General features: G+C 61.1%; 25 protein-coding genes. 3 read left to right on the top strand and 22 right to left on the bottom strand.

Annotation, left to right across the window (positions count from 1 at the left end):
- Positions 1-6: 6 nt before the first annotated feature.
- From HW452_RS04205 to HW452_RS04155, 11 genes are all read right to left on the bottom strand, one after another.
- Complete coding sequence (locus HW452_RS04205) at positions 7-993, bottom strand: DNA polymerase III subunit delta' (protein ID WP_224104844.1); 987 nt, start codon at positions 991-993, stop codon at positions 7-9.
- Entirely contained in the window at positions 984-1,637 is a 654-nt protein-coding gene (tmk, locus tag HW452_RS04200; RefSeq protein WP_224104843.1) for a dTMP kinase, read from the bottom strand. Before tmk ends, HW452_RS04205 begins: the two co-directional genes overlap by 10 nt.
- Before the next feature lie 61 nt (positions 1,638-1,698).
- Complete coding sequence (gene mltG / locus HW452_RS04195) at positions 1,699-2,706, bottom strand: endolytic transglycosylase MltG (protein WP_224104842.1); 1,008 nt, start codon at positions 2,704-2,706, stop codon at positions 1,699-1,701.
- A 24-nt stretch (positions 2,707-2,730) separates the two neighbouring features.
- On the bottom strand, positions 2,731-3,531 hold the full coding sequence (gene pabC, locus HW452_RS04190) for an aminodeoxychorismate lyase (protein ID WP_224104841.1): 801 nt from the start codon (positions 3,529-3,531) through the stop codon (positions 2,731-2,733).
- 6 nt (positions 3,532-3,537) lie between these two features.
- Positions 3,538-4,776 carry a beta-ketoacyl-ACP synthase II gene (gene fabF / locus HW452_RS04185; protein ID WP_224104840.1) on the bottom strand — a complete coding sequence of 413 codons (1,239 nt, stop codon included), beginning with the start codon at positions 4,774-4,776 and terminating at the stop codon, positions 3,538-3,540.
- Between the two features lie 193 nt (positions 4,777-4,969).
- Complete coding sequence (gene acpP / locus HW452_RS04180) at positions 4,970-5,203, bottom strand: acyl carrier protein (protein ID WP_008956801.1); 234 nt, start codon at positions 5,201-5,203, stop codon at positions 4,970-4,972.
- A 124-nt stretch (positions 5,204-5,327) separates the two neighbouring features.
- A complete protein-coding gene (gene fabG, locus HW452_RS04175; RefSeq protein ID WP_224104839.1) occupies positions 5,328-6,071 on the bottom strand; it encodes a 3-oxoacyl-ACP reductase FabG in 744 nt (247 codons plus the stop codon).
- A gap of 69 nt (positions 6,072-6,140) precedes the next feature.
- Complete coding sequence (gene fabD, locus HW452_RS04170) at positions 6,141-7,100, bottom strand: ACP S-malonyltransferase (protein ID WP_224104838.1); 960 nt, start codon at positions 7,098-7,100, stop codon at positions 6,141-6,143.
- Between the two features lie 154 nt (positions 7,101-7,254).
- Positions 7,255-8,274 carry a phosphate acyltransferase PlsX gene (plsX, locus tag HW452_RS04165; RefSeq protein WP_224104837.1) on the bottom strand — a complete coding sequence of 340 codons (1,020 nt, stop codon included), beginning with the start codon at positions 8,272-8,274 and terminating at the stop codon, positions 7,255-7,257.
- Positions 8,275-8,317: 43 nt separating this feature from the next.
- A complete protein-coding gene (gene rpmF / locus HW452_RS04160; RefSeq protein ID WP_224104836.1) occupies positions 8,318-8,488 on the bottom strand; it encodes a 50S ribosomal protein L32 in 171 nt (56 codons plus the stop codon).
- Positions 8,489-8,523: 35 nt separating this feature from the next.
- Positions 8,524-9,072, bottom strand: a complete 549-nt coding sequence (locus HW452_RS04155; RefSeq protein ID WP_224105085.1) for a YceD family protein — start codon at positions 9,070-9,072, stop codon at positions 8,524-8,526.
- 148 nt (positions 9,073-9,220) lie between these two features.
- Between HW452_RS04155 and HW452_RS04150 the strand changes: the two genes are divergently transcribed.
- A complete protein-coding gene (locus tag HW452_RS04150) occupies positions 9,221-9,820 on the top strand; it encodes a Maf family protein (protein ID WP_224104835.1) in 600 nt (199 codons plus the stop codon).
- Positions 9,821-9,830: 10 nt separating this feature from the next.
- Here the strand turns inward: HW452_RS04150 and sppA are convergent, their stop codons facing one another.
- The 3 genes from sppA to HW452_RS04135 are packed head-to-tail and all read right to left on the bottom strand — an operon-like array spanning position 9,831 to position 12,611.
- The gene (gene sppA / locus HW452_RS04145; RefSeq protein ID WP_224104834.1) at positions 9,831-10,940 is read right to left on the bottom strand and encodes a signal peptide peptidase SppA; all 1,110 of its coding nucleotides are present in this window, start codon (positions 10,938-10,940) and stop codon (positions 9,831-9,833) included.
- 51 nt (positions 10,941-10,991) lie between these two features.
- A complete protein-coding gene (locus HW452_RS04140; RefSeq protein WP_224104833.1) occupies positions 10,992-11,642 on the bottom strand; it encodes an HAD family hydrolase in 651 nt (216 codons plus the stop codon).
- A 27-nt stretch (positions 11,643-11,669) separates the two neighbouring features.
- Positions 11,670-12,611: an RluA family pseudouridine synthase gene (locus HW452_RS04135; RefSeq protein ID WP_224104832.1), complete on the bottom strand. Its 942-nt coding sequence runs from the start codon at positions 12,609-12,611 to the stop codon at positions 11,670-11,672.
- 660 nt (positions 12,612-13,271) lie between these two features.
- Between HW452_RS04135 and rne the strand changes: the two genes are divergently transcribed.
- Complete coding sequence (rne, locus tag HW452_RS04130) at positions 13,272-16,535, top strand: ribonuclease E (protein WP_224104831.1); 3,264 nt, start codon at positions 13,272-13,274, stop codon at positions 16,533-16,535.
- Between the two features lie 64 nt (positions 16,536-16,599).
- On the opposite strand, the gene murB is transcribed toward rne, so the two are convergent.
- From murB to HW452_RS04100, 6 genes are all read right to left on the bottom strand, one after another.
- Positions 16,600-17,628, bottom strand: a complete 1,029-nt coding sequence (murB, locus tag HW452_RS04125; RefSeq protein ID WP_425348085.1) for a UDP-N-acetylmuramate dehydrogenase — start codon at positions 17,626-17,628, stop codon at positions 16,600-16,602.
- A gap of 216 nt (positions 17,629-17,844) precedes the next feature.
- Positions 17,845-18,615: a 3-deoxy-manno-octulosonate cytidylyltransferase gene (gene kdsB / locus HW452_RS04120; RefSeq protein ID WP_224104829.1), complete on the bottom strand. Its 771-nt coding sequence runs from the start codon at positions 18,613-18,615 to the stop codon at positions 17,845-17,847.
- Positions 18,615-18,824 carry a Trm112 family protein gene (locus HW452_RS04115; protein WP_224104828.1) on the bottom strand — a complete coding sequence of 70 codons (210 nt, stop codon included), beginning with the start codon at positions 18,822-18,824 and terminating at the stop codon, positions 18,615-18,617. Before HW452_RS04115 ends, kdsB begins: the two co-directional genes overlap by 1 nt.
- A gap of 13 nt (positions 18,825-18,837) precedes the next feature.
- The gene (gene lpxK / locus HW452_RS04110; RefSeq protein WP_224104827.1) at positions 18,838-19,833 is read right to left on the bottom strand and encodes a tetraacyldisaccharide 4'-kinase; all 996 of its coding nucleotides are present in this window, start codon (positions 19,831-19,833) and stop codon (positions 18,838-18,840) included.
- Positions 19,830-21,566: a lipid A export permease/ATP-binding protein MsbA gene (msbA, locus tag HW452_RS04105; protein ID WP_224104826.1), complete on the bottom strand. Its 1,737-nt coding sequence runs from the start codon at positions 21,564-21,566 to the stop codon at positions 19,830-19,832. The genes lpxK and msbA overlap by 4 nt, the downstream gene beginning before the upstream one ends.
- Positions 21,567-21,621: 55 nt before the next feature.
- A complete protein-coding gene (locus HW452_RS04100) occupies positions 21,622-23,889 on the bottom strand; it encodes a DNA internalization-related competence protein ComEC/Rec2 (RefSeq protein WP_224104825.1) in 2,268 nt (755 codons plus the stop codon).
- A 97-nt stretch (positions 23,890-23,986) separates the two neighbouring features.
- Between HW452_RS04100 and HW452_RS04095 the strand changes: the two genes are divergently transcribed.
- Positions 23,987-24,538, top strand: a complete 552-nt coding sequence (locus HW452_RS04095) for a DUF2062 domain-containing protein (protein WP_224104824.1) — start codon at positions 23,987-23,989, stop codon at positions 24,536-24,538.
- On the opposite strand, the gene HW452_RS04090 is transcribed toward HW452_RS04095, so the two are convergent.
- The gene (locus HW452_RS04090; protein WP_224105084.1) at positions 24,535-25,245 is read right to left on the bottom strand and encodes an ABC transporter ATP-binding protein; all 711 of its coding nucleotides are present in this window, start codon (positions 25,243-25,245) and stop codon (positions 24,535-24,537) included. The two genes, HW452_RS04095 and HW452_RS04090, sit on opposite strands and share 4 nt — an antisense overlap.
- Before the next feature lie 58 nt (positions 25,246-25,303).
- Complete coding sequence (locus HW452_RS04085) at positions 25,304-26,545, bottom strand: lipoprotein-releasing ABC transporter permease subunit (RefSeq protein ID WP_224104823.1); 1,242 nt, start codon at positions 26,543-26,545, stop codon at positions 25,304-25,306.
- Positions 26,546-26,614: the final 69 nt, after the last annotated feature.

Here is a 26,614-nt window from a genome sequence, read left to right as displayed (position 1 = left end):
CGGCCGTTAAGAGCGCAGCAGCGCCGCCCAGCGCACCAGCCAGGCTTCCAGTACGAGCTGCGGATTGGGATTGGCCCCCATGGCCAGAAGACGGCGCTGCTCGCGGGCATAGTCGAGCAGTCGAAACCAGTCCTGAACGCGGCCATTCTTGACCGCCTGGCGATAGAGAGGCTCAAGATCAGGGTTATGAAGCGCCTTGGCATCGCCTGAAACGCCCAGGCGAATCAGATCTTCAAGCCAGGCGATACCGTACCACAGGATGGCATCAATCGCCTGGCGATCAAGCCGCGCCGCCTCGGAAACCGGCTCTGCACCGCGCACCAGTTGTTCGAAACAGTCATGAATCTGGTGACGCAGCGCCCGCTCGTCAGGCGAGGCCAACTCAACGGCCAACAACGGCAGTCCGCCGGAAACCCGCCACCAGAAATACGCCTCATCCTGGCTACCCAGCCTTTCGATCAACCATCCGCGGCACGCTTGGAACGTCACGTTTGAAAGCGGCCACTGCTGGCAACGCGAACGAATGGTCGCCAGCATGCGCGAGGGCACATCGGCAAGCAGGATAAACAGGGTTCTGGCGCCCGGCTCTTCAAGACTCTTGAGCAAGGCATTGGCGGCCGCCACGTTCATGCTTTCCGAAGGCGATACCACGATAACCCGGTAACCGCCCTGTTGCGCGGTCTGCGAGACAAAGCGGTTGACTTCGCGAATGGGATCGATGCGTATCTGGCGCTTGCCCTCCTCGGGCGATACGCGCAGCAGGTCCGGGTGATAGCCCGAGGCCAGCATCGAACAGCTGTGGCAATGCCCGCACGCTGACGTGCCAGGCTGTGTACACAGAGTACGTGCAATCAGCGCCTCGGCCAGCTGCTGCTTGCCTACCCCATGCGCACCGCTCAATAAAATGGCATGAGGCATGCGCCCCTCATCGGCTAAGCGCACCAACTGCTGCCAGGTAGCCGTATGCCAGGGCAGCACGCCCTCTAACGCCATGCAGCCACCCGCTTGGCAAGTTCACGCTCGATATCTGCCTGTACATCGGCGAGCGGCTGATGCGCGTTGATCAGTGCAAAGCGCTTCGGCTCGGCGCCGGCACGCTCCAGATAGGCACGACGCACCGCCTGGAAGAAATCACCCTGCTCCTGTTCGAAGCGGTCGCGCTGCTCCTGGCGGCTACTTAGCCGAGACTCCAGCCGTGACTGCGCCGCACTCAGCGGCATGTCGAGCAGCAGCGTCAGGTCAGGCGCAAGGCCTCGCTGCACAAAGGTTTCAAGCTGGGCAATACGTTCGAATGCCACACCTCGTCCACCGCCCTGATAGGCAAAGGTGGCATCGGTGAAGCGGTCACAGACCACCCAGGCACCACGTGAAAGCGCGGGCATGATCTTTTCTGCCAGATGCTGAGCGCGGGCAGCAAACATGAGCAGCAGCTCGGCGTCGGTATTGAGCGCCTCTTCAGGCGTAGGGTCGAGCAGCAGCGTGCGAATCGCTTCGGCACGGGGCGTACCGCCGGGCTCTCGCGTGCTGACCACTTCGAAGCCCTGCGCTTCAAGCGTGGCCACCACGAACGCCAGGTTGGTCGATTTACCCACGCCCTCACCGCCTTCGAGGGTAATAAAGCGTCCCCGTTGAGTCATTGCAAGCCCTTAATCAACGCATACACCGTCGAGATAAACTTCATAAACGTAACGTCTGCCATCAACGATTGCGGATGTAACGGTTCACTGCGTTGTTGTGCTCACGCAGCGTCCGCGAAAAATGATGCGTACCATCACCACGCGATACGAAGTAGAGCGTATCGCCCGGCAGCGGGTCTACTGCCGCCTCGAGCGAGGCCCTGCCCGGCATGGCAATTGGCGTGGGCGGCATGCCGTTGATCACATAGGTATTGTAGGGCGTGGCCTCGCGCAGGTCGGCGCGCGTGATGCGCCCCTCGTAACGCTCGCCCATGCCGTAGATCACGGTCGGGTCGGTCTGCAGGCGCATGCCCTGCTCCATGCGGCGCTTGAACACCCCCGCGATTTCACGCCGCTCTTCGGGAGCACCGGTTTCGCGCTCGATGAGTGACGCCATGATCAGCGCCTCGTAAGGCGACTCGATGCTCAAGTCTTCAGCGCGCTCTGCCCAGACCTCATCGAGAATGCGCTCCATGCGCGCCAACGCCTGGCGCAGAATGTCGACATCACTCATGCCCAGGTGATAGCGGTAGGTATCAGGGAAGAACCAGCCCTCGGGAAAGACACCCTCCCTGTCCAGCAGAGCCATGACGTCCTCATCACTCATGCCTGTCGTTCGATGCTCGAGCTTGGGGGCACTATCCAGCAGATCACGAAGCTGGCTGAACGTGCGCCCTTCAGGCAGCGTCAGCGCATAGGTCACCACGTTGTTACTGCCAAGCAGCGCAATCATCTCGAGCCCGCTCATGCCCGGCGCAAGCCGATATTCGCCGACACGCAGCCGGGGCACGTGTTCCGGCTGCACACGCGCAAGCAGTTGAAAGGCCCAGGCATCGTCAATGATCCCCTGAGCCTCCAACTGCCCGACCACCTGATTGAAGCCTGCACCGGCAGGCACCTGATAAAGCACAGGCTCCTCAAGCGCCAGCGGGGCCTGCAGGCGGCTTTGCCAATAGAAATAGCCGCCTGCCGCGGCCGCCGTGCCCAGTATCAATACAATACCAACAGCGGTCAGTAACCGTTTCAACATATCACCTCAACAGAACGGAAGGGCCTATTGCGCCACATAGCCCAGCAGCCGGTGGGCCGCCAACTGAAAATCATCCACTGCCTCGAGCGACCAGCTTTTTAGCCGGGCATTGGCCTGATCCACCAGCGCGGTCACGGGCCAGACGCCTTGTACCGAGTTGGCTACCCAGAGCCGCTCGAGTGTGGGTAGTGCCGTCATGGGCAGCGTCGCTTCATGCACCTCGCCTTTTTCGATCAGCGCGTCGCGCAGCGTGCCGGCGACGCCGCACTTGTCCAGTCGCGGGGTATAGATATGCCCCTGCTGTTGCCAGAAAACGTTCATGCTGGTGGCCTCAACAAGCTGGTCATGCGTATCGCCAAGCAGCCCTTCGGCAATCTCTGACGAGTGCCATTCGCGACGCGCCAGCACGTTTTCCAGCCGATTCAAATGCTTGATTCCCGCCAGTAGAGGCTGATGCCCAAGTTGCAGGCGACATTGCCGCACCGTCACTCCTTCCTGCCAGCGCTTCACGGCGGGGACGAAAGGCGTGCGGCGAATGAGCAACCGCGGCAGCGGAGCGTCGGGTAATGCGTATCCTCGACCTCCGCTTCCACGGGTAACGATGAGCTTCAGCACTTCAAGTGGCGCCTGGGGTTTCTCTTGCCAGGCAGCGTCAAGCGCCTGCTGCCCGGGAACCGGAATACCCAGCCGTCGGCAGCCGCGGGTCAGCCGCGCCAGGTGGTAAGGCCATAACACCGGCTTACCCTGGCGCAGCAGCACCGTTTCGAACACGCCATCCCCATACGCCAACCCGCGATCATCAAACGGCACCTGGGGTAGCGTCATCGAGCGTTATACCTTCTTGAACAGCAGCGAGCCGTTGGTACCACCAAAGCCGAACGAGTTGCTGAGCGCGACATCGATACGCATGTTGCGTGCAGTATGCGGCACGTAATCCAGGTTGCAGCCCTCCTGGGGGTTATCCAGGTTGATGGTGGGCGGGGCGATCTGATCACGAATGGCCAGGATGCTGAACACAGCCTCGACCGCGCCAGCTGCGCCCAGTAGATGACCGATCATGGACTTGGTGGAGCTCACGGCGACGCTTTTTGCCGCACTGCCCATGACGCGCTCGACCGCCCGACTTTCCGCCAGGTCACCCGCCGCGGTAGAGGTTCCGTGGGCATTGATGTAATGCACCTCGGAAGGATCCATCTGGGCATCCTTGATCGCGTTACTCATGGAGAGCGCAGCTCCGCGGCCATCTTCAGGCGGTGCAGTCATGTGATAGGCATCATCGCTCATGCCGAAACCAGCTAGCTCGGCATAGATGTGTGCGCCGCGGGCCTTGGCGTGCTCATACTCTTCAAGCACCAGCACACCGGCGCCGTCTGACAGCACGAAGCCGTCGCGGTCGGCATCCCAGGGGCGGCTTGCCGCTTCGGGATTGTCGTTGCGCGTCGACAGCGCACGGGCGGCAGAGAAGCCACCCAGACCCAGCGGTGTGGTGGCCATTTCTGCGCCACCGCAGATCATCACGTCCGCATCGCCATAGGCAATGGTACGGGCACTGTAACCGATATTGTGCGTTCCGCTGGTGCAGGCGGTAGTGATCGCGATATTGGGTCCCATGAAGCCATGCTGGATGGCCAGGTTGCCTGAGATCATGTTGATGATCGAACCCGGTACAAAGAAGGGCGACACGCGGCGGGCACCGCCCTTGATCAGCGCACTATGGTTCTGCTCGATCATCGGCAAACCGCCGATACCCGAGCCCATGGCCACGCCAATACGCGATGCGTTCTCATCGGTACAGATGATACCGGCATCCTGGATCGCCTGGGCACCTGCGGCCATGCCGTACTGGATAAACAGGTCCATCTTGCGAGCATCTTTGGGATTCAGGTAGGGACTAATATCGAAATTCTTGACCGAACCACCAAACCGGGTATTGAAACCACTGGCATCGAAATGTTCGATGGGCGCTATGCCACTCTTGCCCGCCGTGATATTCGCCCAGGTCTCATCCACGTTATTACCCACTGGGGTCACCAGGCCTAACCCAGTTACCACTACCCTTCTTCGCGCCATCAGCTTTCCTCCAGGCATCCTTGGTGACTCGACCCATCTGGGTCAGTTACGACTGAAATTTAGACGCCTAGTATAACGGAGAATGGACGCCATGTTCATTGTGTAAGCGCAAAGCAAAAAAGCCGCCCTTCAAGAGGGCGGCTTTTAAGGGAGGTGCTAGCACCATACCCTCGTTCAACGCATCAACGTGCCCTTACTGGTGGGCGTTTACGTAGTCGATGGCTTCTTGAACCGTGGTAATCTTCTCTGCTTCTTCGTCAGGAATTTCAGTATCGAATTCCTCTTCCAAAGCCATTACCAGCTCAACGGTGTCAAGCGAGTCAGCACCCAGGTCTTCAGTGAAAGAAGAGCTGTTCTGGATGTCCTCTTCTTTAACGTTCAGGCGCTCGGCCACAACTTTCTTCACGCGCTCTTCAATAGTACTCATCAACGTACTCCAGTCGTTCACATTAGCCGTTTTTTACAACCAGCTATTTGGAAACCGCAAGCCAAAAGCTGCGGGGTAGTTTATAGACGCCCTTGGGCAGACGCAACCGCTACGCCCAAGGCCATCAACGCATATTCATGCCGCCATTCACGTGCAGCGTCTCACCGGTAATGTATCCGGCGGCGTCACTGGTCAGAAAGCCTACGGCGGCAGCAATTTCTTCCGGCCCGCCCAGGCGCGCCAAGGGGATCTGCTTCATCAGCATTTCATGCTGAGCTTCAGGCAGCGCTTCGGTCATGTCGGTAGCAATGAAGCCTGGCGCCACTGCATTGACCGTAATGGCACGCGATGCCACTTCGCGAGCAAGAGCTCGACTGAAGCCTTCCATACCCGCCTTGGCGGCCGCGTAGTTAGTCTGGCCCAGATTGCCCATGGTAGCCACTACTGAGCTGATCGACACAATACGGCCAAACCGGGCTTTTGTCATACCGCGCAGACACGCCTTGCTGACACGATAGACAGACTTGAGATTGGTATCCATTACCGAATCCCACTCGTCCTCTTTCATGCGCATCAGCAGATTGTCGCGGGTGATGCCCGCATTGTTGACCAGGATGGTCGGAGCGCCAAAGCGCTCCGCAACCGTCTTGAGCAGCGCATCGATGCTCGCCTGATCGGTTACGTCAAGGCAAAGACCCGCGCCTTCGATGCCCTGCTGCTTGAGGTCGGCATCGATTTTCTCAGCGCCAGACTCGCTGGTCGCGGTACCCACCACGATACGCCCCTGGCGGCCCAGTTCGTGAGCAATCGCTCTACCGATGCCACGGCTGGCCCCGGTTACCAGTGCAACCCTGCGTTCCTGCGTCATAATGTTTAGCCTTTAACCATTTGCTCGTTGATTCTACCAATAAGCAAGAGTAGCGAAAATTGTAGCGTATCAGGCGTTATTCGCCTGCCCTTCTCGCGCCAGCTCAAGCGCTGCGTCCAGGCTGTCCGGGTCGTTTACCGCAAGCCCCTTGGCCGCACGAACGATACGTTTGTTAAGCCCGGTCAGCACCTTGCCAGGGCCACACTCGATAAACACGTTGACAGATTGTGCCGCCACGGCTTCAACGCATGCCGACCAGCGTACCGGCTTGTAAAGCTGCTCGACCAGGCGCGTGCGCAGCGTGTCGATGTCGCCATGCGCCTGGGCGTCCACATTCTGGATGACCGTATAGCGCGGCGCGCGCAGCTCGATCTCCTGCATGGCCGAGGCTAGACGCTCGGCCGCAGGGCGCATCAGTTCACAGTGTGAAGGCACCGACACCGGCAGCGCCATGGCGCGCTTGGCGCCCGCTTCCTGGCAGGCAGCAATCGCACGCTCCACCGCCGCCTTGCTGCCGGCAATCACTACCTGACCTGGCGAATTATAGTTGACCGCGGAAACGATGTCGCCCTGGGCCGCCTTGGCACAGGCCGCCTCGACGGCAGCGTCTTCCAGCCCCAGAATTGCCGCCATGGCGCCTTCACCCGCCGGCACCGCTTCCTGCATGGCTTCACCGCGCAGGCGGACAAGCTGTACGCCTTCAGCAAAGCTCATGACACCAGCACACACCATGGCGCTGTACTCGCCCAGGCTGTGGCCGGCCATGACGGTAGGCCGCGGCCCCTCGAGCTCTTGCCATACTCGCCAGATGGCAACACTAGCAGAAAGCAGCGCAGGCTGGGTACAGGCGGTTGCGTTCAGCGCCGCTTCAGGACCCTCCTGCACGACTTTCCACAAGTCGTAACCGAGTGCATCCGACGCTTCCTCAAATGTTGTTCCCACCACACTATAGCGCTCGGCCAGCTCTCGCAGCATTCCAAGCTGCTGAGAGCCTTGCCCGGGAAAAATGAGGGCAAGGGGTTGAGACATGTCGTTCACCTTTGCTCTTGTAGGCGTTTGCTCATTTGAGCGATAGGCGTGGTTATCGGCACATCCTGCTGCCTTTCATAACCCGCAAAAATTGCCGGCGCCGTTACTGGCGCCCGCTGAATATCGACCCCATGAAAGATAGACGCATCTGTTGCTAGCGGCGCTGCCAGCGGGCCGCCATTCGCACAGGCAGGTTGTGCTCCACTTCACTCAGCGCACGCTGAATGGCGTAGTAGAATCCCTCCGCCTGGGCACCACCATGGCTTTTTACCACGATGCCCTGCAAGCCCAGCAGACTCGCGCCGTTATACCGCACGGGGTTCAGCTCCTGCTTGAGATACCGCAACACAGGCTTGGCCAGTAGGCTTGCCAGACGCCCGCTCAGGCGAGATTCAAACGCCATCTGCACACGCTCGACCAGCATACGGGTCAAACCTTCGCTTGCCTTGAGAACCGCATTGCCAACAAAACCATCGCACACGACTACATCAAGACCACCATCGAACAGATCACCCCCTTCGGCATACCCTTGATAAGAAAAGGCCGAGGTCATGGGAGATTCGCGCAGCAGACGGTCGGCTTCCCGTACGCTGGCACTGCCCTTGGTCGCCTCCGACCCTACGTTAAGCAGGGCAACCCTGGGTAACGCTACCTCATCAACGCATTGCGCCATGGCCGCACCCATTACGGCAAAATCGACCAGTCGATGGGCTGGCGAGTCCACGTTGGCACCCAGATCCAGCAGATAACAGCGCCGCCCATGGCGCGCCGGAATGGCGGTACTGATGGCCGGACGGGATACACCTGGCAGCGTTCCCAGCGCTCGCCGGGAAAGCGCAACCAGCGCGGCCGTATTGCCCGCACTGACACCTGCAACCGCCTCGCCATCTTTCAGGCTTTGCAGCATGCACGCCATGCTGCTGGCCTGAGCGTGGCGCAACGCCCACGCGGCGCTTGACGTCTGCGAGATACTCAACGGCGCATCACTTACCGCCAAACGTGACGTTGCCGCAGCCAGAGGCTGCGGCAAGCGTGAAATCTCAGCAATAACTTGCTGATGCGGACCAAATAGAGTCAGCTCGAGATCAGGGTGCTCCATCACTGCTCTTGCAGAGCCTTCGATAACGGCACGGGGACCTTGGTCACCCCCCATCACATCAATCGCTAGGCGCACGGAGCACCCACCCTACCTGGCCGCCTTGTCGAATAGTTAAGGCTTATACCTCAACTACCTTGCGACCACGATAGAAACCATCGGACGCCACGTGGTGACGCAGGTGAGTCGTGCCGGTTTCCTTGTCCTGAGACAGGGTCGGAGCGCTCAGCGCATCGTGGCTACGACGCATACCGCGCTTGGAACGAGTTTTACGGTTCTGTTGAACTGCCATGGGTGTTTACTCCAGGGTATGTTAGGTAATGGTGCTTACTTCTTGCCCTTCAAAGCGTCTTTGCCTTTCAAGACATTGAGCACCGCGAAAGGGTTCGTGGCCGGCTTCGCTTCTTGTGCCTCGCCGTCTGTCTTGCTGACCAGCTGATCTGCCGAGACATGGCATTCAGCCTCATCGTGGTAGACCACCTGCGGCAGGCTAAGGATAAGCTCATCCTCGATGACCGTCAGCAGGTCCAGCTGTTCATTTTCCACCAGCACCGGCTCATGGCTGGCAGGCAGCTCGGCAGCCAAGGCTTCGTCACTGATCATTCCAAGCAGGAAATCACTGGACACGTCTTGGCTCAGCGGCACCAGGCAGCGACGACAGGCCAACGCCAGTGTCGCTTGCAAATGGCCACGAATTTCGCGCCGACCTTGGGCATCTACACCAAATTCCAGTACGACATGACAGTCGCCGGTCTGGTCCCCTGCCTCTTCGGCAAGGCGTGGCAGCTTATCAAGCGCCACTAGGCCCTCTAGTCGTTCGCGGCGGGCTGCAAGCTTATAAGGCTCAACCCGGCTGGGGAGTTGTGAGGTCAACATAGGCGCGCAATGATAGGCACTCCCCCTGCTGGTGTCAAAGCCATCGACACATTTCTTCATGGTTTCTCGCGTAAAAGCGGCTGAATAGGCATGACGGCCAGCTTTCGCTACACTCGTTTCTGATTCCAGACCATCCAGGAGACATCGCGTGCCGCTTACCCCAGACGCTTCGCTGGTGCTCGCTTCAAGCTCCCGCTTTCGAAAAGCGCTGCTCGACCGCCTGCACCTGCCCTATCAGTGCCACTCGCCGGATATCGACGAGACCCCAAAAGCCAATGAAACACCTGACGCTCTGGTGCACAGGCTGGCACTTGGCAAGGCCAACGCGGTGGCCGAGCACTATCCACAGCACTGCATCATCGGCTCGGATCAGATTGCGCTGTTTGAAGGCGAGATCCTTGGCAAGCCCCACACCTGCGAGCGCGCCTGCGCCAATCTCGCCCGCTTTTCGGGCAATCGGGTCACGTTTCTGACCGGCCTGGCGCTGCTCGATACGCGCAACCAGCGCCACTACACCCATATCGAGCGTTTCGATGTTCTCTTTCGCACGCTCAGCCACCGAGAAATCGAGCGCTACGTGGCGCTGGAGCAGCCACTGGACAGCGCCGGCAGCTTCCGCATGGAGGGGCTAGGTATCACGCTGTTTGAAGCGCTTGAAGGGCGAGACCCCAACTCGCTGATCGGACTTCCACTGATCGCCCTTTGCGACATGCTGCGCCAAGCGGGCATGGACCCGCTCGGCGCTTAGCGTGGCAGGCCTACTCGGCCTGATAGCGCAGCGGCGAGTTTGAGGCACTCACGCCCAGCGCGTCAGCGGCCATCTGGGTAAAGCGCCGCGTCAACCGGTCAAATGGATCAAGACGCGGTGTATAGTCCTCCCAGCTCGCCTCCCCCACCTCTTCGCGGGCGATTTCCTCAAGACTTGCCAGCCTATCCACCAGACCAAGCTCCAGCCCCTGCTCGCCACTCCAGATAAGCCCCGAGAAGATCTCCGACTGAGTGCTCAGCCGATCACCACGCCCGGCGCGCACATCGTCGATGAACTGCTGATGGGTCTGCGTCAGCACGCCCTGCCAGAAGGCCGCGGCGTCTTCATCAAGCGGCTGAAAAGGATCCAGAAATGCCTTGTTCTCTCCCGCTGTCATTACCCGACGTTCGACGCCAATCTGACTGATGGCGTCCTGGAAACCAAAACCTGCGTAGATGACCCCGATGGAGCCCACCAGGCTTGCCCGGGATGCAATGATCTGGTCGGCGGCTGAGGCGATGTAGTACGCCCCGCTGGCTCCGATATCCTCGATCACTGCCAGAATGGGCTTATCGCTGTGCTCACGCAGCCGCATGATTTCCGCATAGATGCGCTGGGACTGGACGGGGCTGCCGCCGGGGCTATCGATGTGCAGCACGATGGCAGCGGCGCTGTCCGATGCCGAGGCACGCTCAAGGCCCTTGATGATCCGCTCGGCATTCGCCGGTGAATCGCTGGCAATCACACCGTTGACCTCGATAACCGCCAGGTGACGCTGCGCAGGCGGCGCGTCGGCAGGGTCCGACCAGTACAGGTTGTACACCACGCTTGCCACCAGCAGCAGTACGACCAGTAACAGCAGCAAGCGGAAAAACAGCTTCCAGCGACGCGAGCGACGCTGCTCGGTAAGCACACCGCCTACCCAGCGATCCATCATCTCGATTTGTGCCAGCCGCTGACGCTCGCGAAGCGTTTCGGCACTGTCGCCTGCGGCTCCGGCCGTTGTCGATGCGTGCTGGCGGGGCGCCACTTCCGGCCCCTGGGTCCAGCGATCCTGCGGCTGATCACTAGTTGCGCCGAGAGGCGCATCCGTTTCATCACGGCGTGAATCATCGCTCATGTCTCATCCTTTTCCATGTGGAGCAGTGCAGTTGGTCAAGCCAACCGTCGCTTAGCCATAGAGCCAGTCAAACAGGCTCGCTACATCGTGTGCCACCCACCTGGGCTGACTGGCAGCCAGCCTATCGGGAGCATGCACGCCGTAGGTAACCGCAACACGGTCCATACCAATAGCCCGTGCCATTTCCAGATCGTACTCCGTATCACCCACCATGACGGCACGTTCGACCGGCACATCAAGCTCTTGAAGAATCTCCTCGAGCATCTGCGGGTGAGGCTTGGAGCGCGTCTCGTCAGCAGTGCGACTGGCATGAAACCAGGCACCGCTGCCAGTTTCGGCAAACACGCGGTCAAGCCCCCGGCGGCTCTTGCCTGTCGCGACCGCCAGACGCTGCTGCGGGCGCTCACGAAGACGTGCCACCTGTGCCTCGACGCCGGCAAAAAACGGCATGGGGGTCGTGTTGCCGTAAACAAAGTGGTGCGAGTAGCGCTCGCGCAGCCGCTCGGCCTGCGCCGGACCAATGCCGGGGCACAGTTTGGCAATCGCCTCGGGCAAACCCAGGCCGATGATATCTTCAACCGCCGCGGCCTCAAGCTCGCCCCACTCAGCCTCAAGGGCAGCCGCCTGCATGCAGGCAACAATTTTAGGCACCGAATCCATCAGGGTGCCGTCCCAGTCAAAAATGATCAGCTCGTAGCGCATGGTCGCCTCCTCGTCTGCCCGTTTGCGTCAGCCCCGCGCTCGCGTGAGTATGTCTTCCAATACTTCCGGCAGCGGCGCCTTGACGGTTACCGGACGACCATTGGTGGGCTCAGGAAACGTCAGTGAACGCGCATGCAGAAACAGACGGCTGACGCCCAGCTGCTGCGTCAGCTTGGCGCTCTCGCGGGTGGAATACTTGTCATCCCCCAGCAGCGCATGCCCGGCATGCGCTGCATGAACCCGAATCTGGTGCGTGCGCCCGGTCACGGGCTCGGCCTCCACCAGAGTGGCCTTCTCAAAGGTCTCCACGACCGCAAAGTGGGTACGCGATACCTTGCCATTGGGGTCGACACGCACACGCCGCTCGCCGTTACCTGCGTCGAACCGGTCCAACCGCGCGCTTTCATAGGTCTTGCGCGCGGGCCAGCGGCCGCTGACCAGCGCCAGATAGCGCTTGTCCATACCATGCTTCTTGAGTGACTCATTGAGCGTCACCAGTGTTTCGCGCGACTTGGCCAGCAACAGACATCCCGACGTATCACGATCAAGACGGTGAACAAGCTCGAGAAAGCTCAAGTCATCGCGCACCTGGCGCAGGGCCTCGATCAGGCCGATCTTGACGCCGCTGCCGCCGTGCACTGCAAGCCCCGAGGGCTTGTTGAGCACCATCCAGTCAGGGCCTTCCATGATCACGCTGCCCACCAGCACATCGCGCAGGTTATCACTGACTTCCTTCACTGCCTCGCGAGGCGCCAGGCGTAGCGGCGGCACGCGCACCAGATCACCCGCCTGCAAGCGGTAGTCGACCTTGACGCGCTTTTTGTTGACCCGGACTTCGCCTTTACGCACGATGCGGTATATCAGTGCTCGGGGAGCACCTTTCAGGCGCGTCATCAGAAAATTGTCGATTCTCTGACCCGCCTGCTCCGGGGCGATCTCCACCCACTGTACTTCACGCCCTTCGGCCATTACCGCGCACTCCTGCCATTACGCCAAAAAGCGCATTCTAGCGTAGACCAAAGGGCATTGCGTCAATTGCTGGTGGTTGTCTTTACTGTTATATTCCAGAGCGTTCATTTGCAAGACGCGGCAGCTTGTTACGTACTACTGTTTTCACAAGCGTCAATACCGCGTCTAGCCAAAGCGCCTGCCCGACCAACACGCAGGCCTGAGCACGAGAGACGGTGCCAGTGTACGCATTGGCCGTCTCCGAACGTATTAAAATGCAGTCACTCTGTCGCGGCATGACGCCGACAGATTTGCGAATGCCTCGCCGTCATCGGCGGGCAAATGCTTAAAAAAACGCTACGTCCAGGGCAGCCTCCTCCTGTCGTCACAGGATACCGGCTTGCGCTGGGCGACCAAGTTCAACGCTGTGCCGGCGGCCAGCGTGGGCGAATCGAAGAATGCTAGGTGTAGGCGGTGTCAGCAGGGCCGGATGGACGTGACAGCCACCGAAACACGTCCTGCCTCCGCCACGTACTCAACCTGTCAGCCGGGTGGGCGGCTACGCCCTCCCGGCTTGCCGTGTCAGCATAATCATGCGCCGAGCACAAGCACGCAGCACCCGCGATTCGTCTACGTTCACCCCTAGACGGTTTGCCGGTACGCAACGCCATGCGAGACAACATGAAACGGATGCTTATCAATGCGACCCAACCCGAAGAGCTTCGGGTCGCGCTGGTGGATGGACAACGCCTTTACGACCTGGATATCGAGTCCGGGGCCCGCGAACAGAAGAAAGCCAATATCTACCGCGGCAAGATCACCCGCGTGGAACCCTCTCTGGAAGCTGCTTTTGTCGACTTTGGCGCCGAGCGCCACGGTTTCCTGCCGCTCAAGGAAATCGCCCGGGAATACTTCGTCAAGGACGTTTCCGGCCGCCCGAATATCAAGGAGGTGCTCAAGGAAGGTCAGGAAGTCATCGTCCAGGTAGATAAAGAAGAGCGTGGCAACAAGGGTGCCGCGCTTACCACCTTTATCAGCCTGGCAGGCCGCTTTCTGGTCCTGATGCCCAACAACCCCCGCGCCGGCGGTATTTCACGACGCATCGAAGGCGAAGAGCGCACCCAGCTCAAAGACGCCATGGGCCAGCTGACCGTACCCGACAAGATGGGCCTGATCGTACGCACCGCGGGCATTGGCCGTAATCCCGAAGAACTTCAGTGGGACCTCGACTACCTGGTTCAGGTATGGGAATCGATCACGGCCGAAGCAGCCAATCGCCCGGCACCGTTTTTGATCTACCGCGAATCCAACGTCATCATCCGCGCCATGCGCGACTACCTGCGCCAGGATATCGGCGAGGTACTGATCGACAGCCCCGACATTCATGCCGAGGCGCTGGGCTTCATCCGCCAGGTGATGCCCTCCTACCAGCAGAAGATCAAGCTTTATACCGATGAAGTGCCGCTGTTCTCGCGCTTTCAGATCGAATCCCAGATCGAGACTGCCTATCAGCGCGAAGTAAAGCTTCCCTCCGGCGGGTCGATCGTCATCGACCACACCGAAGCGCTGGTTTCCATCGACATCAACTCCGCCCGTGCCACTCGCGGCAGCGATATCGAGGAAACCGCTCTGCAGACCAACTCCGAGGCGGCGGACGAAATTGCCCGCCAGCTGCGTCTGCGCGATATCGGCGGCCTGGTGGTGATCGACTTTATCGACATGAATCCAGCGCGCAATCAGCGCGAAGTGGAAAACCGCATGCGCGATGCACTCAAGCTCGATCGCGCCCGGGTACAGATCGGCCGTATTTCACGTTTTGGCCTGATGGAAATGTCTCGTCAGCGACTGCGCCCATCGCTTGGTGAAACCAGCGGTGTGGTCTGTCCGCGCTGTAATGGTCAGGGCACGATCCGCGACGTACGCTCGCTGTCACTCTCCATCATGCGTCTTATCGAAGAAGAGGCAATGAAGGAGCGCAGCGCCCAGATCCGCGCCATTCTCCCGGTATCCGTTGCCACCTACCTGCTCAACGAAAAGCGCAGCGTGCTGGCGGATATCGAGTCGCGCCAGGGCGTGCGCGTGGTGCTGCTGCCCAATCCGGACATGGACACGCCGCACTACGATGTTCAACGCCTGCGCGATGACCACCTCGACGAGGATGATAGCCACGCTCTCTCGAGCTTCGAGCTGTCTACCGATACCGACGTGGGCAAAGAGCCCGACCCGAGCTTTGCACCACCTGCCCAGCGCGCTGAAGCTGCGGTCAAGAGCGTGGCCCACAACGCCCCGGCGCCGGCTTCACTGCAGACGGAAGAGTCTTCATCCAACGCTGCCGCCGCTGCCCCGGCGCCTGCCGCCGAGCAGCCAAGCGTGATCGGTCGGTTCATCCGCGGATTTGCCAAGCTGCTGGGCGGCGATGAACAAGATACGCCCCCCCAACCCAGCGAACCCAAGCCCGCCGCCTCGCGCAAGCCGTCCGAGCGCAATGGTCAGCGCGTCACCCAGCCAAATGGCGACCGACAGCGCTCCGCGCGCAGCGAGCGCAGTGACTCCACGAAGAGTGACGCTCCCAAAAACGAGCCGCGCGCAAGCCAGCCGCGCAGTACGGCCAACAGCGCTGCAGGCGATGACGCCAGCGACAAGCGTAGCGGCCCGACCCGGACACGCAATCGTCGTCGTCATCCGCAGCAGGAGGATGCAAAAACGCCGGATAGCACGGCCAAGCAGAGCCGTCAGAAAGAGGCTCCGGTCGCCAAGGAAGAGAACCGCGACGCCCCGGCGAAGACTGGCCAGAAAGAGTCTCGCCGCGAGGCCAACCGGGATGCGCAGCGCAGTCAGGAAAAATCGGCCGAACCCAGGCAGCCCAAGGAAGCGGCGCGCAACGAAGCCGAGCCGTCCACGGCCAAGGATGACGGCAAGCCCAAACGTACGCGCAACAATCCGCGCAATCGCTCGCGCAAGCAGGCAGTCAACCCCAAGGCAGAAGCCGAGCAGTTGAAGCTTCAGGCCGAAGCGCCTGCCGAGACACAGGGCGTCGACACGCCACAGCCCTCTGAAGCGCCAGAGACACCGCAGGCCGTTCAAAGCGAAGCGCCGACACAGGTCGAAGCCGAAAAGGCGCAGCCAGTGAATCAGCCGTCCAAAGACGAGCTGCCGACTGCCCAGGCCGAGGCGGTAGCGTCCAAGGCGCACGATGATAGCCAGGCTGCAGATCCTCAGGCCAGCGAAACGCTTGATGAGCGGCCCGATGCGCCTGATGCCTCACCGCGCGCCGACGTCAGCCGTGCCGAGCAGGACGCTATCCCGCACGCCATGCCCGAGTCCGATGCAACGGCTACCGACGACCTCGCGGCGGCTAAAAAGCCGGCCGTGGATGCAGCCGAAGCGCCAGAAGAAGCCGCCCCGGCACCGGAGCAGGATACGACGACCGAGACGCATCAGGAGGAGCTACCGCCCCGTTCTGCCCCGGTAGAGACGCCCGAAAGCGTGAAAGAAACGGCGCCAACCGAAGCCACCGAGCAGCCGGGTGAAAAGTCTCAGGCTGAGGCCATTCCGGCCACGGGCGATGCCGACATCATGCCTCAAGAGATCACGGAAGCCGACAGCAACGCCGATAAAGCGCTTGCCCCCTCGCCTACCGAGCTTGCAGAAAGCACCACTGCAACCGACGAGACAAGCGCAGAGACGGCTGCTGATGAGGCCATTGAAACGCCCAAAGCCAGTGAACCGGTAGCAAAAGCACCTGCTTTCGAAACGGCTGACGAGCCGCTGCCTGACGAAGCACCTCGCGACAAAGAAGCGCCGGAGGAGTCTCAGGCAAAGGCAGAGCCTGCCACGCAAGACACGCCGACGCCTCGTCGCCGTCGCCGCCGGGCACATAACGACCCGCGCGAAATGCGCGCACTGCACGAGCTGCGCAAGCAGCAGGAATCCGGCAAGGAGTAACTGATTGCCCGGTACGCAAAACCCCGCCTCGGCGGGGTTTTTTCTTGGCTTCCATCAGGACTCGCTAGGGCTGAATGATCCGCGGCTCAGGTTCGAGCGCGACGCCAAAGCGCTCTTTGACCCGCTCTACGATGCGCCCGGCAAAGCCCAGAAGCCCTTCACGGTCGCCGCCGCCCTGATGCACCAGCACCAGCGCCTGACGGTCGTGTACGCCAAAGGCCCCCTCGCGCACGCCCTTGAGGCCGCACTGATCAATCAGCCAACCCGCCGCCAGCTTGGTCTGCCCATTGTGTTGAGGAAAACTCGGCATGCCGGGATAGCGCGATGAAAGTGCCTTGGCCTGTTGATCATCAACCAGAGGATTCTTGAAAAAGCTGCCTGCATTGGCTAAACGAGCAGGGTCCGGCAGCTTCTCCTGACGAATTGCCGAGACGGCGCGGACCACGTCCATGGCGGTGGGTGTCTTGCTCAATCGCGCGGCAAGATCACCGTAGTGCAGCTTGGGCGCTGGCTGCCTTGAAAGACGCAACACCAGGCGAGTGATGACTGCACGCTCGTTCAGCTCGTGCTTGAAAACGCTATCCCGATAGCCAAACGCACAGTCGGCCTTGCTCAGCCAGCGTATCTTTCCGGTCGCAAGCTCCATGACCTGCACAGCGTGCAGGCTATCGGAGAGTTCGACGCCATAGGCGCCGATATTCTGCACCGGGGCTGCACCGCAATCACCGGGGATGAGAGCCAGGTTCTCGATCCCCCATAGACCACGCGCCGCGATATCCAATACCAGCGCATGCCAGTTGATCCCGGCCCCTACATGGGCCAGCACCTCATCGCCTTCACGCATCAACCATGACTGGCGAAGCCTGGGGCGCAGTGCAAGCCCGTCGAGTGCAGGCGGCAGCAGCACGTTACTCCCGCCACCAAGCAGCGTGACCGGCCACTGCTGGCGGCTTGCTTCCGCAAGCGTCTGGCGCAAGGCACCAAGCGTGGCGGGTTCGGCAAAACGCTCGGCGATGCATGGCAGGCGCAGCGTGTTGGCAGTGGACAGATCTACGTGGCGCTTGATCAACGGAGCAGCCGGCCATTTGGAAATGCTCACGTACGACCGCCCTGCAGCGTTGAAGGCAACCCAGGCGAAGCCAGCTCGCGCTTGCCGAGCACGACCCGGTCATGCATGACGGGCTTTTCGAGAGCGCGATGGCATACTGACGGGGCCGCGAGCGAGCGGCCACTATTACTCAAACGGACGAAAGGTACCCGCGTCAAAGGAGACTTCCTTGCTCATGAAAAGTGAACATGAAACATAGCCCTAGCTGGCCGTTGCCAACAAGGCGCGCACCCGATCAAGGTCTTGCTGGGTATCGACCCCTGCCGGATTGACCTCGCAGGCCAGTGCCACCTGGATCTGATGGCCATGCTGCAGGGCGCGCAGCTGTTCGAGCTGTTCCAGCTGCTCGAGGGTCGAGGCCGACCAGTCCCGGTACGCGCTCAGAAAGCTCGCCCGATACGCATAGATGCCGATGTGACGCAGCCAGGCATCGGTTTCAAGCAGTGCAGGCGTCTGCGCGAACTGTTCACGATCCCAGGGAATGGGAGCACGGGAAAAATAGAGCGCCCGGCCCTGAAAAGAGCGCACCACCTTGACCACATTGGGGTTGAACAGCGTTTCTACATCGCTGATTGGCTCAGCGAGGGTGGCGATCGATGCGCCCTCATCCTCGGCAAGGCGCAGCGCTACCTGATCGATCAAGGCGGGAGGAATCAAGGGTTCATCGCCCTGCACGTTGACGATTAGCTCATCGTCAGGCAGCTCCAGCAGTTGGGCAACTTCCGCGAGCCTGTCGGTGCCGGAGGGATGCTCGGCGCGGGTCATGACGACTTCCGCTCCATAAGGCAGCAGCGCGTCGCGAATTCGTGCATCATCGGTCGCCACCACCACGCGGGCTGCCTGACTCTGGCACGCTCGGCGCCATACATGCACCACCATGGGCTCGCCGGCAATATCCAGAAGCGGCTTGCCAGGGAGCCGCGAAGAGCCAAACCGGGCCGGCACGATCGCAATGAAGCCAGGAAATGCCATTATGCTTCCCCCGTACGCCCTGGCGACGACGGCAGCTTTTCATCAGCGTCCATTACCCGCGCCTGTTCTGGTAGCATGACGGGAATCCCCTCCTGCACCGGGTAGGCCAGCCCATCATAATGACAGCGCAGTTCCTGCGCCTCGCGGTCGTACTTGAGCTTGCCGTTGCACAACGGGCAGACCAGCATTGCCAGCAATTCCTTGTCCATGCGTAGATCCCCTTCAGGATAAAGCCGACAGCTTGGCTGTCAGCCAGTGTTCGAAGTCTAGCGGAAGTACTGCTTCCACTTCCAATACCCAGCTATTGGGCGGCGCGATGTTGCGGCATTTGACAGCATCCTTGGCCGTCATTACCACAGGCCGCCCGCAGGCGGCGGTAAAGGTGTCGGTACTAAAAGATTGATGGTCGGCCAGGGGCCGCATGTCACCCGCTACCCCCAGGTCGCTCAACGTGGCGAAAAAGCGCTCGGGGTTGCCGATGCCTGCCACGCCAAACACCGGCAGGTCAAACGGCAGTGGTGCCAGGGGAGCACGCTCGGCATCGCTCAACCGGCGCCAGCAAGTGGGCTGCAGCCGCATCGGCGTAGTACCGACCGGTAGAGCATGGGCCAGCGCGCCGTTGGCAATCACGGCGTCAACGCGCAAAAGCCGCTCGGGCGACTCACGCAGCGGCCCGGCCGGCAGGCAGCGCCGATTACCGAGCCCACGCTGGCCGTCAATCACCACCAGCTCGATATCGCGCCCCAGCGCCAGATGCTGCAAGCCATCATCGCTTACGATGATGTCGCAGCCCGCATCGACCAGCGCCCTGGCGCCACGGGCCCGGTTGGGGTCGGCTACGACGGGCAGCCCGGTCTGCTGGGCCAGCATCACGGGTTCATCGCCCCCTTGTGCAGGGTCGGTTCGTGCCGTCACGTGCAGCGGGTAATGCTCGGCCTTGCCACCATAGCCGCGGGTCACGATACCCGGCGACCAGCCCTTGTCGACCAGCCACCGCCCCAGCCAGGCCACCAGTGGCGATTTACCCGTACCGCCAAGGGTAATGTTACCCACCACGATGACCGGTACAGGCGCCCGCCATGCCGCAGTCGGGTCACACCGGTAAGTCGCTTCGCGGTTTGCCATGATGCGCTGGTAAAGCGCCCCCAGCGGGCGCAGCGGCCACAGCCAGCGGCTATCGTGGTAGGCCCCTTTCAGCCAGCGCTCGGCTAGCGTCATGGTGTTTCCTGAAACTGCAGCTGGTGCAGCGCCGCATAGGCACCCTTGGAGGCTAGAAGCGCCTGATGAGTGCCCTGCTCGACGATTCGCCCTTGATCCATCACCAGAATCCGGTCGGCACGCTCGATGGTCGATAGCCGGTGGGCGATGACCAGGGTAGTACGTCCTTTGCAAACCTGCTCGAGCGCTTTCTGGATATAGCGCTCGGACTCGGTGTCCAGCGCCGAGGTGGCCTCATCCAGAATCAGTACCGGGCTGTCCTTGAAGATCGCCCGAGCGATGGCCAGACGCTGGCGCTGGCCGCCGGAGAGCATGACACCGTTTTCACCCACCACGGTGTCATAACCCAGCGGGAGTTTTTCGATGAACTCGCTGGCATAGGCCGCCCTTGCTGCGGCCACGACGGCCTCACGGTCCGGGCTGGCAGCGCCATAGGCGATGTTGTCGGCAATACTGGCATTGAAGAGCGTCACCTGCTGTGAAACCAGGCCAATCTGCTGGCGCAGCGGCCCTAGCGCATACTCGTCGATGTTCACGCCATCGATCAGAATGCGCCCCCTGCTTGGCCGATAGAAACGCGGCAGCAAGCTTGCCAGGGTAGACTTGCCGCTTCCCGAGCGCCCCACGATGGCAATCAGTTCGCCCGGGGCGATCTTGAGGTCGATGTCATGCAGCACGTCAGGCTGGTCGTCGGCGTAGCGGAAGCTGACGTTGTCGATGACCAGCTCGCCATTCAGGCGTTCAGGGGCATGCGTGCCGGTATCCTGCTCGGGTGCCGTATCCATCAACCCGAACAGTTCAGACGCGGCGGCGATACCTTTTTGAATATCGCTGTTGATTTCGGTGAGCTGGCGCACCGGCTTGATCATCAAGGCCGCGGCAGTAATGAACGCCACGAACTCGCCCGGCGTCATGTCGGCCATCAGCGAGGGGGCCATCGCCAGCCACACCAGCAGCGCCATGGAGATGGCCACCAGCATGAGGATCACCGGCGAACTGATGGCTCGCGTCATGGCCTCTTTCATGCTCTGCTTGCGATTCTCTTCGCTGACGCGTTCAAAACGCCTTGATTCATATGCTTCTGCGCCATGGGTACGCACCACTCGGTAGCCCGACAGCGCCTCGGAAGCCACATGGGTCACATCGCCCATGGAGCTCTGGATACGCTTGGAAATGCGCCGAAAACGCTTGCTGACGTAGCTCACCACGACGGCAATCACTGGCGTCACGCCCATGAACAGCAGCGTCAGCATCCAGTTGGTCCAGAACAGATAGCCGATCAGCCCGACCACGAACAGCCCTTCACGCAGGATGATCGTTATAGCATTGGTCGATGCCCCGGCGACCTGTTCCACATGGTAGGTAACGCGCGAAACGAGGTGCCCGCTTGAGTGATGATCGAAAAAACGCCCCGGCAGATGGAGCAGGTGAGCGAACACATCGCAGCGCAGGGTATGCACCACGTAGCGGCCTACATACGCCATGAAGTAGGTGCTCAAGAAGGTCCCCACCCCGCGCGCGGCGAACATCAGTACAACGAACAGCGGCAGAAACAGTCGAAACGAGGCGTCCGGGTTCTGGATACCGTCGATCAACCGTTTCATCATCTCCGCAAGCGCCGTACTCGAAGCGGCGTAAATCACAAACCCGGCGACTGCCAAGGCAAATGCCCGCCAGTGCGGTTTTACATAGCCCAGCAATCTTCTATAAAGAACCCAACCTGAATCAGTCACACGCGCTCCTGGCAATAGTGTGCAATGCGCGGATTCTACCTGAAGGCGAGGCGCTTCAACACCGCTTAGCCCTTACCGGCAGATTTCGTGTCGTCTCGATGCGCAGCGGCTGGTCTTTTTGAAACCAGAAACGCACTGCACCATCGTGGCCGGTACTCCATAGGCAGCTATGCTCGCGCTCGAAGCGGCGCACCACGCTATCCACCGGGTGGCGAAAGGGGTTGTCACGCCCGGCGCTGAATATCACGTGCCGCGGCGCGACGTGTTGGACGAACTGGGCACCGGAGCTGGTGCGGCTGCCGTGATGGCCAGCCACCAGTACGCTTACAGGCAAATCGACATCCTGAAGAAAACGGCGCTCGATATCCCGGCTCACATCACCGGTAATCAGCAGGCGATGCTCGCCTTGGCTTACTTCCAGCACGCAGGAACGGTCATTGGCGGAATAGGTCGTCGGGCCAGCCGGCGGCCACAGAAAGCGGTAACTGACACCATCTTGCTGCCAGGCCTGACCACGCTGGCAGGGAGTGGCAGCCACAGGCAGGTCCTCCCCCAACGGGGCATACCAGCGTGTGACATGATGCGCATCTACAAGTGCCCCAATGCCGCCGGCGTGATCACTGTCTGCATGGCTGACGATTACCTCATCGAACCGCTGATCAGACGCCCAGAGCGTTTGCAGCGGCATGAAACCCGATGAAAAGCGTGGGCCGGCATCATACAACAGACGATAGTTGGCACTGCGCAGCTCAATGAGCTGGCCCTGCCCCACATCATGCACCGTGACGCGCAACGCGCCTTCCGGGGTATTGCTTGCAGAAAGCCACCAGGGCAACGATGCCAGAAGCAGTGCAGTGCCCGCTCTTATCCAGAGATAGATTCCCGGCAGCCCCCAACTGAGCGCCAGAAGCAGCAGCGCCGCACTTAATGGATAAACCAGCGAGCGGTCCGGCTCCCAGAGTGGCCATAAATCGACCGCAAGCGCCAGCAGGGTGTAGAAAATAGTCAGCGCCTGCTCGAACAGCCACCATATGCCCACCCCCACCCAGGGCACTGGCGCAAACAACCACCCCAGCAGCGCCAGCGGCACCATGACCGAGCTGACCCAGGGAACCGCAACCAGATTGATCAAGGGTGCGGCCAGCGCCATCCGCCCGAAAGCGACCAGCACAGCGGCCGCCATCAAAGGCGATAACAACAGCTGCGAGCGTACAAGAGCAAAGAGCCAGCCCCTGACACCTTGTGGACGTGCCCGCCCCTGCCAGATGATGATCAGCCAGGCAACGGCGATAAACGATAGCCACAGCCCCGGACGCCATAGCGACAGCGGATCTACCAGCACCACCAGCGCAAGCGCCAGCCACCAGGCTTGCCAGGCGCTCGGCGCGTGCCGTCCACTCAGCACCCAGAGCCCAACGAGCGTCATGACCATGGCGCGCAGTGCCGGCGGCGCCAGGCCGGCAAGCCATGCGTAGCCAACGGCGACCACGGCTGCCGTCCACCAGGGCCATGTTCTCATTCGCCAGTTCAAGGGACTCATCCATCGTGCGGCGGTGCGCGCAAGCAGCAGCGAAAAACCGGCTACCAAACCAACGTGCAATCCGGAAATCACGACCAGGTGGGTAGTGCCGGTGGCATTGAGCAGTACCCAGTCGTCCTGGGTCAACCGGTCGCCTTCGCCCAGGGTTAGCGCCGCCAGCCAGCGCCGGGTGCGCTCTTCAAGCGGCGCATCGTCGAGTATCGCGAGGGCATGCCGGCGCAACGAGAAACTGGCAGGCGCCATTCGCTCGGGCGCAGGCTCACTACGCACGTACCCCGTAGCGTGTATGCCTTCACGCCACAGCCACTGCTCGAAGTTGAAGCTTTCGGGATTGGCAAAGCCGCCCGGAGGCCGCAGCCGCAGGGTCATGCGCCACCGCTCGCCCGGATGATAGTCATGGCCATCGTAAGCGGTAACGCGCACCTTTTGGAGCAATCGGCACGTCGGACGCTGGTCAGGGGCGTGACAGTGCTCAACGCCGAGAACAAGGCGTTCTGCCCCGCCCAGCGGCGTCACGCCAAGCAGTACCGCTTCGACAACGACATCTTCACCTCTGAGCCCATCCGGCAGTTGGCTGGCCCACTGCTCATGGACGCAGATAAATACCCACCCGGCGACGATCACCCAGAACAGGGCAGTAAAGCGACGAACCACGATCAATAGCGCAACGATGACACCCGCCCCCAGAAGCGGATTCAACGCACCGACACTACCGCCCCAACCGGCTGCTACCGCGCCAGTCAGCGCTGCCAGCGCCGCCGGTATCGCAACGCCCAACGGCATACGACTCTCCTTGGCATGAGAACTTCACCTGCTCGGCATAGCCGAAGCGCTGCGCTATATGGATAATAGGCGGCACTTATGGTCAAGAGTACCTGACATGCCGCGCCGTTTCCTGCAGCGCTACATGCCTAGACCCGACACGTTGAGGCAACAGCGGTCATTGCGCTTCATGGCGCCACTGATTGCCGACCCCGGGCTGTGGCTTTTAACTCGCCGAAGCGTTGCCAATGCGTTTAGCGTCGGGCTGTTCTGCGCCATGCTGCCGATTCCCTTTCAGATGGTGGTCGCGGCGATAGGCGCACGGCTGAGCAGATGCAATCTGGCGCTATCGGTCAGCCTCGTCTGGATCACCAACCCCCTGACCATGCCGCTGATCTTCTACGGCAACTACCGCCTGGGAACCTTTCTGCTGGGCGCGCCGGTGCGTGAAGCGCCCTCGCGCATCTCGACCCGCTGGATCGCCGAGCAGATGCACGACATGCTGCCCCCCCTGCTGGTGGGGTCGCTGGTGACCGCCATTGCACTTGCGCTGGTCGCCAACATCGCCATTCGCCTGATCTGGCGTTGGCACGTCTCCTATAACTGGAAACGCCGCCGCCTTAACAGGCGACGGCGTCGGGCACGCATCGAATCCGAGTTCGACGACTAGGGAGCGGGGGGCTGTTCCACCAGCTTGCCCGCCTCCAGCCTCAAGACGCGATCCTGATGCGCAGCCAGCCCTACATCGTGGGTCACGATCACAAAGGCGCAGGCACTCTCCTTGGCCAGCTCATCCATCAGCGCAAGAATGGTGGCGGCCGTGGTCTGATCCAGATTGCCGGTTGGCTCATCCATCAGTACCAGGCTAGGGTCGGTGACCAGCGCCCGGGCAATCGCTACCCGTTGACGCTCACCGCCGGAAAGCTCGCCAGGCTTATGATCCGCACGCGCCTTCATGCCCACCCGCTCGAGAATCTGCATGGCCCGCTTTTCGGCCGCCTTTTTCGACTGGCCGCGAATGATCAGCGGAAGTGCGGCGTTCTCGACCGCGGTAAACTCCGCCAGCAGATGGTGAAACTGGTAGACAAAGCCGATATAGCGATTGCGAAACTTGCCCAGCGCAGCCTCATCAAGCAAGGAGAGCGGCTCACCGGCGATGACTACCCGCCCTTCGCTTGGCCGGTCCAGCCCGCCTAACAGGTTAAGCAGCGTGGTCTTGCCCGAGCCGGAACTGCCTACGATGGCCACGCGCTCTCCGGCACGCACGGTCAACTCGAGCCTGTCGAGTACGGTCAGGTCCTGGGGTCCTTCGCTGTATACCCGGGTAAGCTCCTGGCAATCGAGCATGACAGGGCGCTCCGACACGCGTGGAGACATCGGTGACGATAGTGTTGAAGAGGTACTTGAAGACGTACTGACAGACATAGATGAATCCTTATTCATAGCGCAAGACATCCGCTGGCTGAACGCGTGCGGCGCGCCAGGCCGGGTACAGTGTCGACAAGAACGTCAGGCCGAAAGCCGCCAGGACGATGTCGCGCACGTCATCCCACTGCAATTGAGACGGCAGATCGCTGATGAAGTAGACACCCGCATCCAGGAACTGGATACCAAAGGTCGCTTCGAACCAGCTGATCAGGTCGGATACGGTCAAGGCCAGCAGAATGCCAACGGCCACCCCAACGGCGATGCCGATCAGGCCAATCGCCAACCCTTGGACAATAAAGATTCCCATGATCGAGCGTGGCGTGGCACCAATGGTGCGCAAGATGGCGATATCCGCCCGCTTGTCGGTGACCACCATGACCAGCGTCGAGACGATGTTGAACGCTGCCACGGCGATGATCACGGTCAACAGCAGCGCGATCATGCGCTTTTCCATCTGAATGGCCTGGAACAGGTTGCCGTGGGAGGCTGTCCAGTCCGTCCCCCGGTAGCCGGGGCCAAGTTCATTGACGATATCCTGGGTTTCGCTGCCCGCAATAAACAGGTCATCCAGCTCGAGCCGCAGTCCACCTACCGCATTGCCCAGGCGCGCCAGGGTCTGCATGTCCTCGATATTGGCGTAAGCCAGGTTGGCATCCAGGTCGGCACCGACACTAAAGATGCCGCTGACGGTAAAACGCTTCAGGCGTGGAAAGACGCCGGCCGGGGTAATCGATGCCTCGGGCACCAGCAGCGTCACGTAGTCGCCGACGCCTACGCCCAGTTGCCGGGCGAGCATGGAGCCCAGCACCACGTTCCACTCGCCCGGCACCAGGTCATCAAGGCTTCCCTGGCGCATGTGCTTGCCGATAATCGACACCTGGTCTTCCCAGTCCGGGTTGATACCGTTGACCATGGCGCCCTGATTACGCCCGGCCGCCGAGAACATGCCCTGCTGCTCGACATAGGGAGCGGCGCCAATCACGCGCTCGCGCTGGATCAGACGCTCTGCCAGCGCTTCCCATTCAACCAGCCCTTCGGAGAGTTCGATCTTGGTGTGCGGCACCATGCCCAGAATGCGCGTGCGCAGCTCGTGGTCGAAACCGTTCATCACGGAGAGTACGAGGATCAGGACCGCGACGCCGAGCATCAGCCCGAGCATGGACGTCAACGAAATAAAGGAGATAAAGTGGTTGCGGCGTTTGGCGCGCACGTAGCGCAGGCCCACCAGAAAAGGCAAACGATCAAGCATGGCGTCATTCCTTAGTAATAAGCGGCTCATGGTACGGTTTTTTTCAGCACACTGCATGCAAAACGGCTA

It is taken from the genome of Vreelandella aquamarina, from assembly GCF_020075495.1.
Taxonomy (GTDB): domain Bacteria; phylum Pseudomonadota; class Gammaproteobacteria; order Pseudomonadales; family Halomonadaceae; genus Vreelandella; species Vreelandella aquamarina_A.
This window is presented reverse-complemented; position numbering and strand designations above follow the sequence as displayed.

Excerpts from the sequence above, each read along its gene's own strand:
- HW452_RS04205 (WP_224104844.1), bottom strand. The coding sequence starts at position 993 with ATGGCGTTAGAGGGCGTGCTGCCCTGGCATACGGCTACCTGGCAGCAG.
- tmk (WP_224104843.1), bottom strand. The coding sequence starts at position 1,637 with ATGACTCAACGGGGACGCTTTATTACCCTCGAAGGCGGTGAGGGCGTG.
- mltG (WP_224104842.1), bottom strand. The coding sequence starts at position 2,706 with ATGTTGAAACGGTTACTGACCGCTGTTGGTATTGTATTGATACTGGGC.
- pabC (WP_224104841.1), bottom strand. The coding sequence starts at position 3,531 with ATGACGCTACCCCAGGTGCCGTTTGATGATCGCGGGTTGGCGTATGGG.
- fabF (WP_224104840.1), bottom strand. The coding sequence starts at position 4,776 with ATGGCGCGAAGAAGGGTAGTGGTAACTGGGTTAGGCCTGGTGACCCCA.
- acpP (WP_008956801.1), bottom strand. The coding sequence starts at position 5,203 with ATGAGTACTATTGAAGAGCGCGTGAAGAAAGTTGTGGCCGAGCGCCTG.
- fabG (WP_224104839.1), bottom strand. The coding sequence starts at position 6,071 with ATGACGCAGGAACGCAGGGTTGCACTGGTAACCGGGGCCAGCCGTGGC.
- fabD (WP_224104838.1), bottom strand. The coding sequence starts at position 7,100 with ATGTCTCAACCCCTTGCCCTCATTTTTCCCGGGCAAGGCTCTCAGCAG.
- rpmF (WP_224104836.1), bottom strand. The coding sequence starts at position 8,488 with ATGGCAGTTCAACAGAACCGTAAAACTCGTTCCAAGCGCGGTATGCGT.
- HW452_RS04155 (WP_224105085.1), bottom strand. The coding sequence starts at position 9,072 with ATGTTGACCTCACAACTCCCCAGCCGGGTTGAGCCTTATAAGCTTGCA.
- sppA (WP_224104834.1), bottom strand. The coding sequence starts at position 10,940 with ATGAGCGATGATTCACGCCGTGATGAAACGGATGCGCCTCTCGGCGCA.
- HW452_RS04140 (WP_224104833.1), bottom strand. The coding sequence starts at position 11,642 with ATGCGCTACGAGCTGATCATTTTTGACTGGGACGGCACCCTGATGGAT.
- HW452_RS04135 (WP_224104832.1), bottom strand. The coding sequence starts at position 12,611 with ATGGCCGAAGGGCGTGAAGTACAGTGGGTGGAGATCGCCCCGGAGCAG.
- rne (WP_224104831.1), top strand. The coding sequence starts at position 13,272 with ATGAAACGGATGCTTATCAATGCGACCCAACCCGAAGAGCTTCGGGTC.
- kdsB (WP_224104829.1), bottom strand. The coding sequence starts at position 18,615 with ATGGCATTTCCTGGCTTCATTGCGATCGTGCCGGCCCGGTTTGGCTCT.
- HW452_RS04115 (WP_224104828.1), bottom strand. The coding sequence starts at position 18,824 with ATGGACAAGGAATTGCTGGCAATGCTGGTCTGCCCGTTGTGCAACGGC.
- lpxK (WP_224104827.1), bottom strand. The coding sequence starts at position 19,833 with ATGACGCTAGCCGAGCGCTGGCTGAAAGGGGCCTACCACGATAGCCGC.
- HW452_RS04100 (WP_224104825.1), bottom strand. The coding sequence starts at position 23,889 with ATGCCGTTGGGCGTTGCGATACCGGCGGCGCTGGCAGCGCTGACTGGC.
- HW452_RS04095 (WP_224104824.1), top strand. The coding sequence starts at position 23,987 with ATGCCGCGCCGTTTCCTGCAGCGCTACATGCCTAGACCCGACACGTTG.
- HW452_RS04090 (WP_224105084.1), bottom strand. The coding sequence starts at position 25,245 with ATGTCTCCACGCGTGTCGGAGCGCCCTGTCATGCTCGATTGCCAGGAG.
- HW452_RS04085 (WP_224104823.1), bottom strand. The coding sequence starts at position 26,545 with ATGCTTGATCGTTTGCCTTTTCTGGTGGGCCTGCGCTACGTGCGCGCC.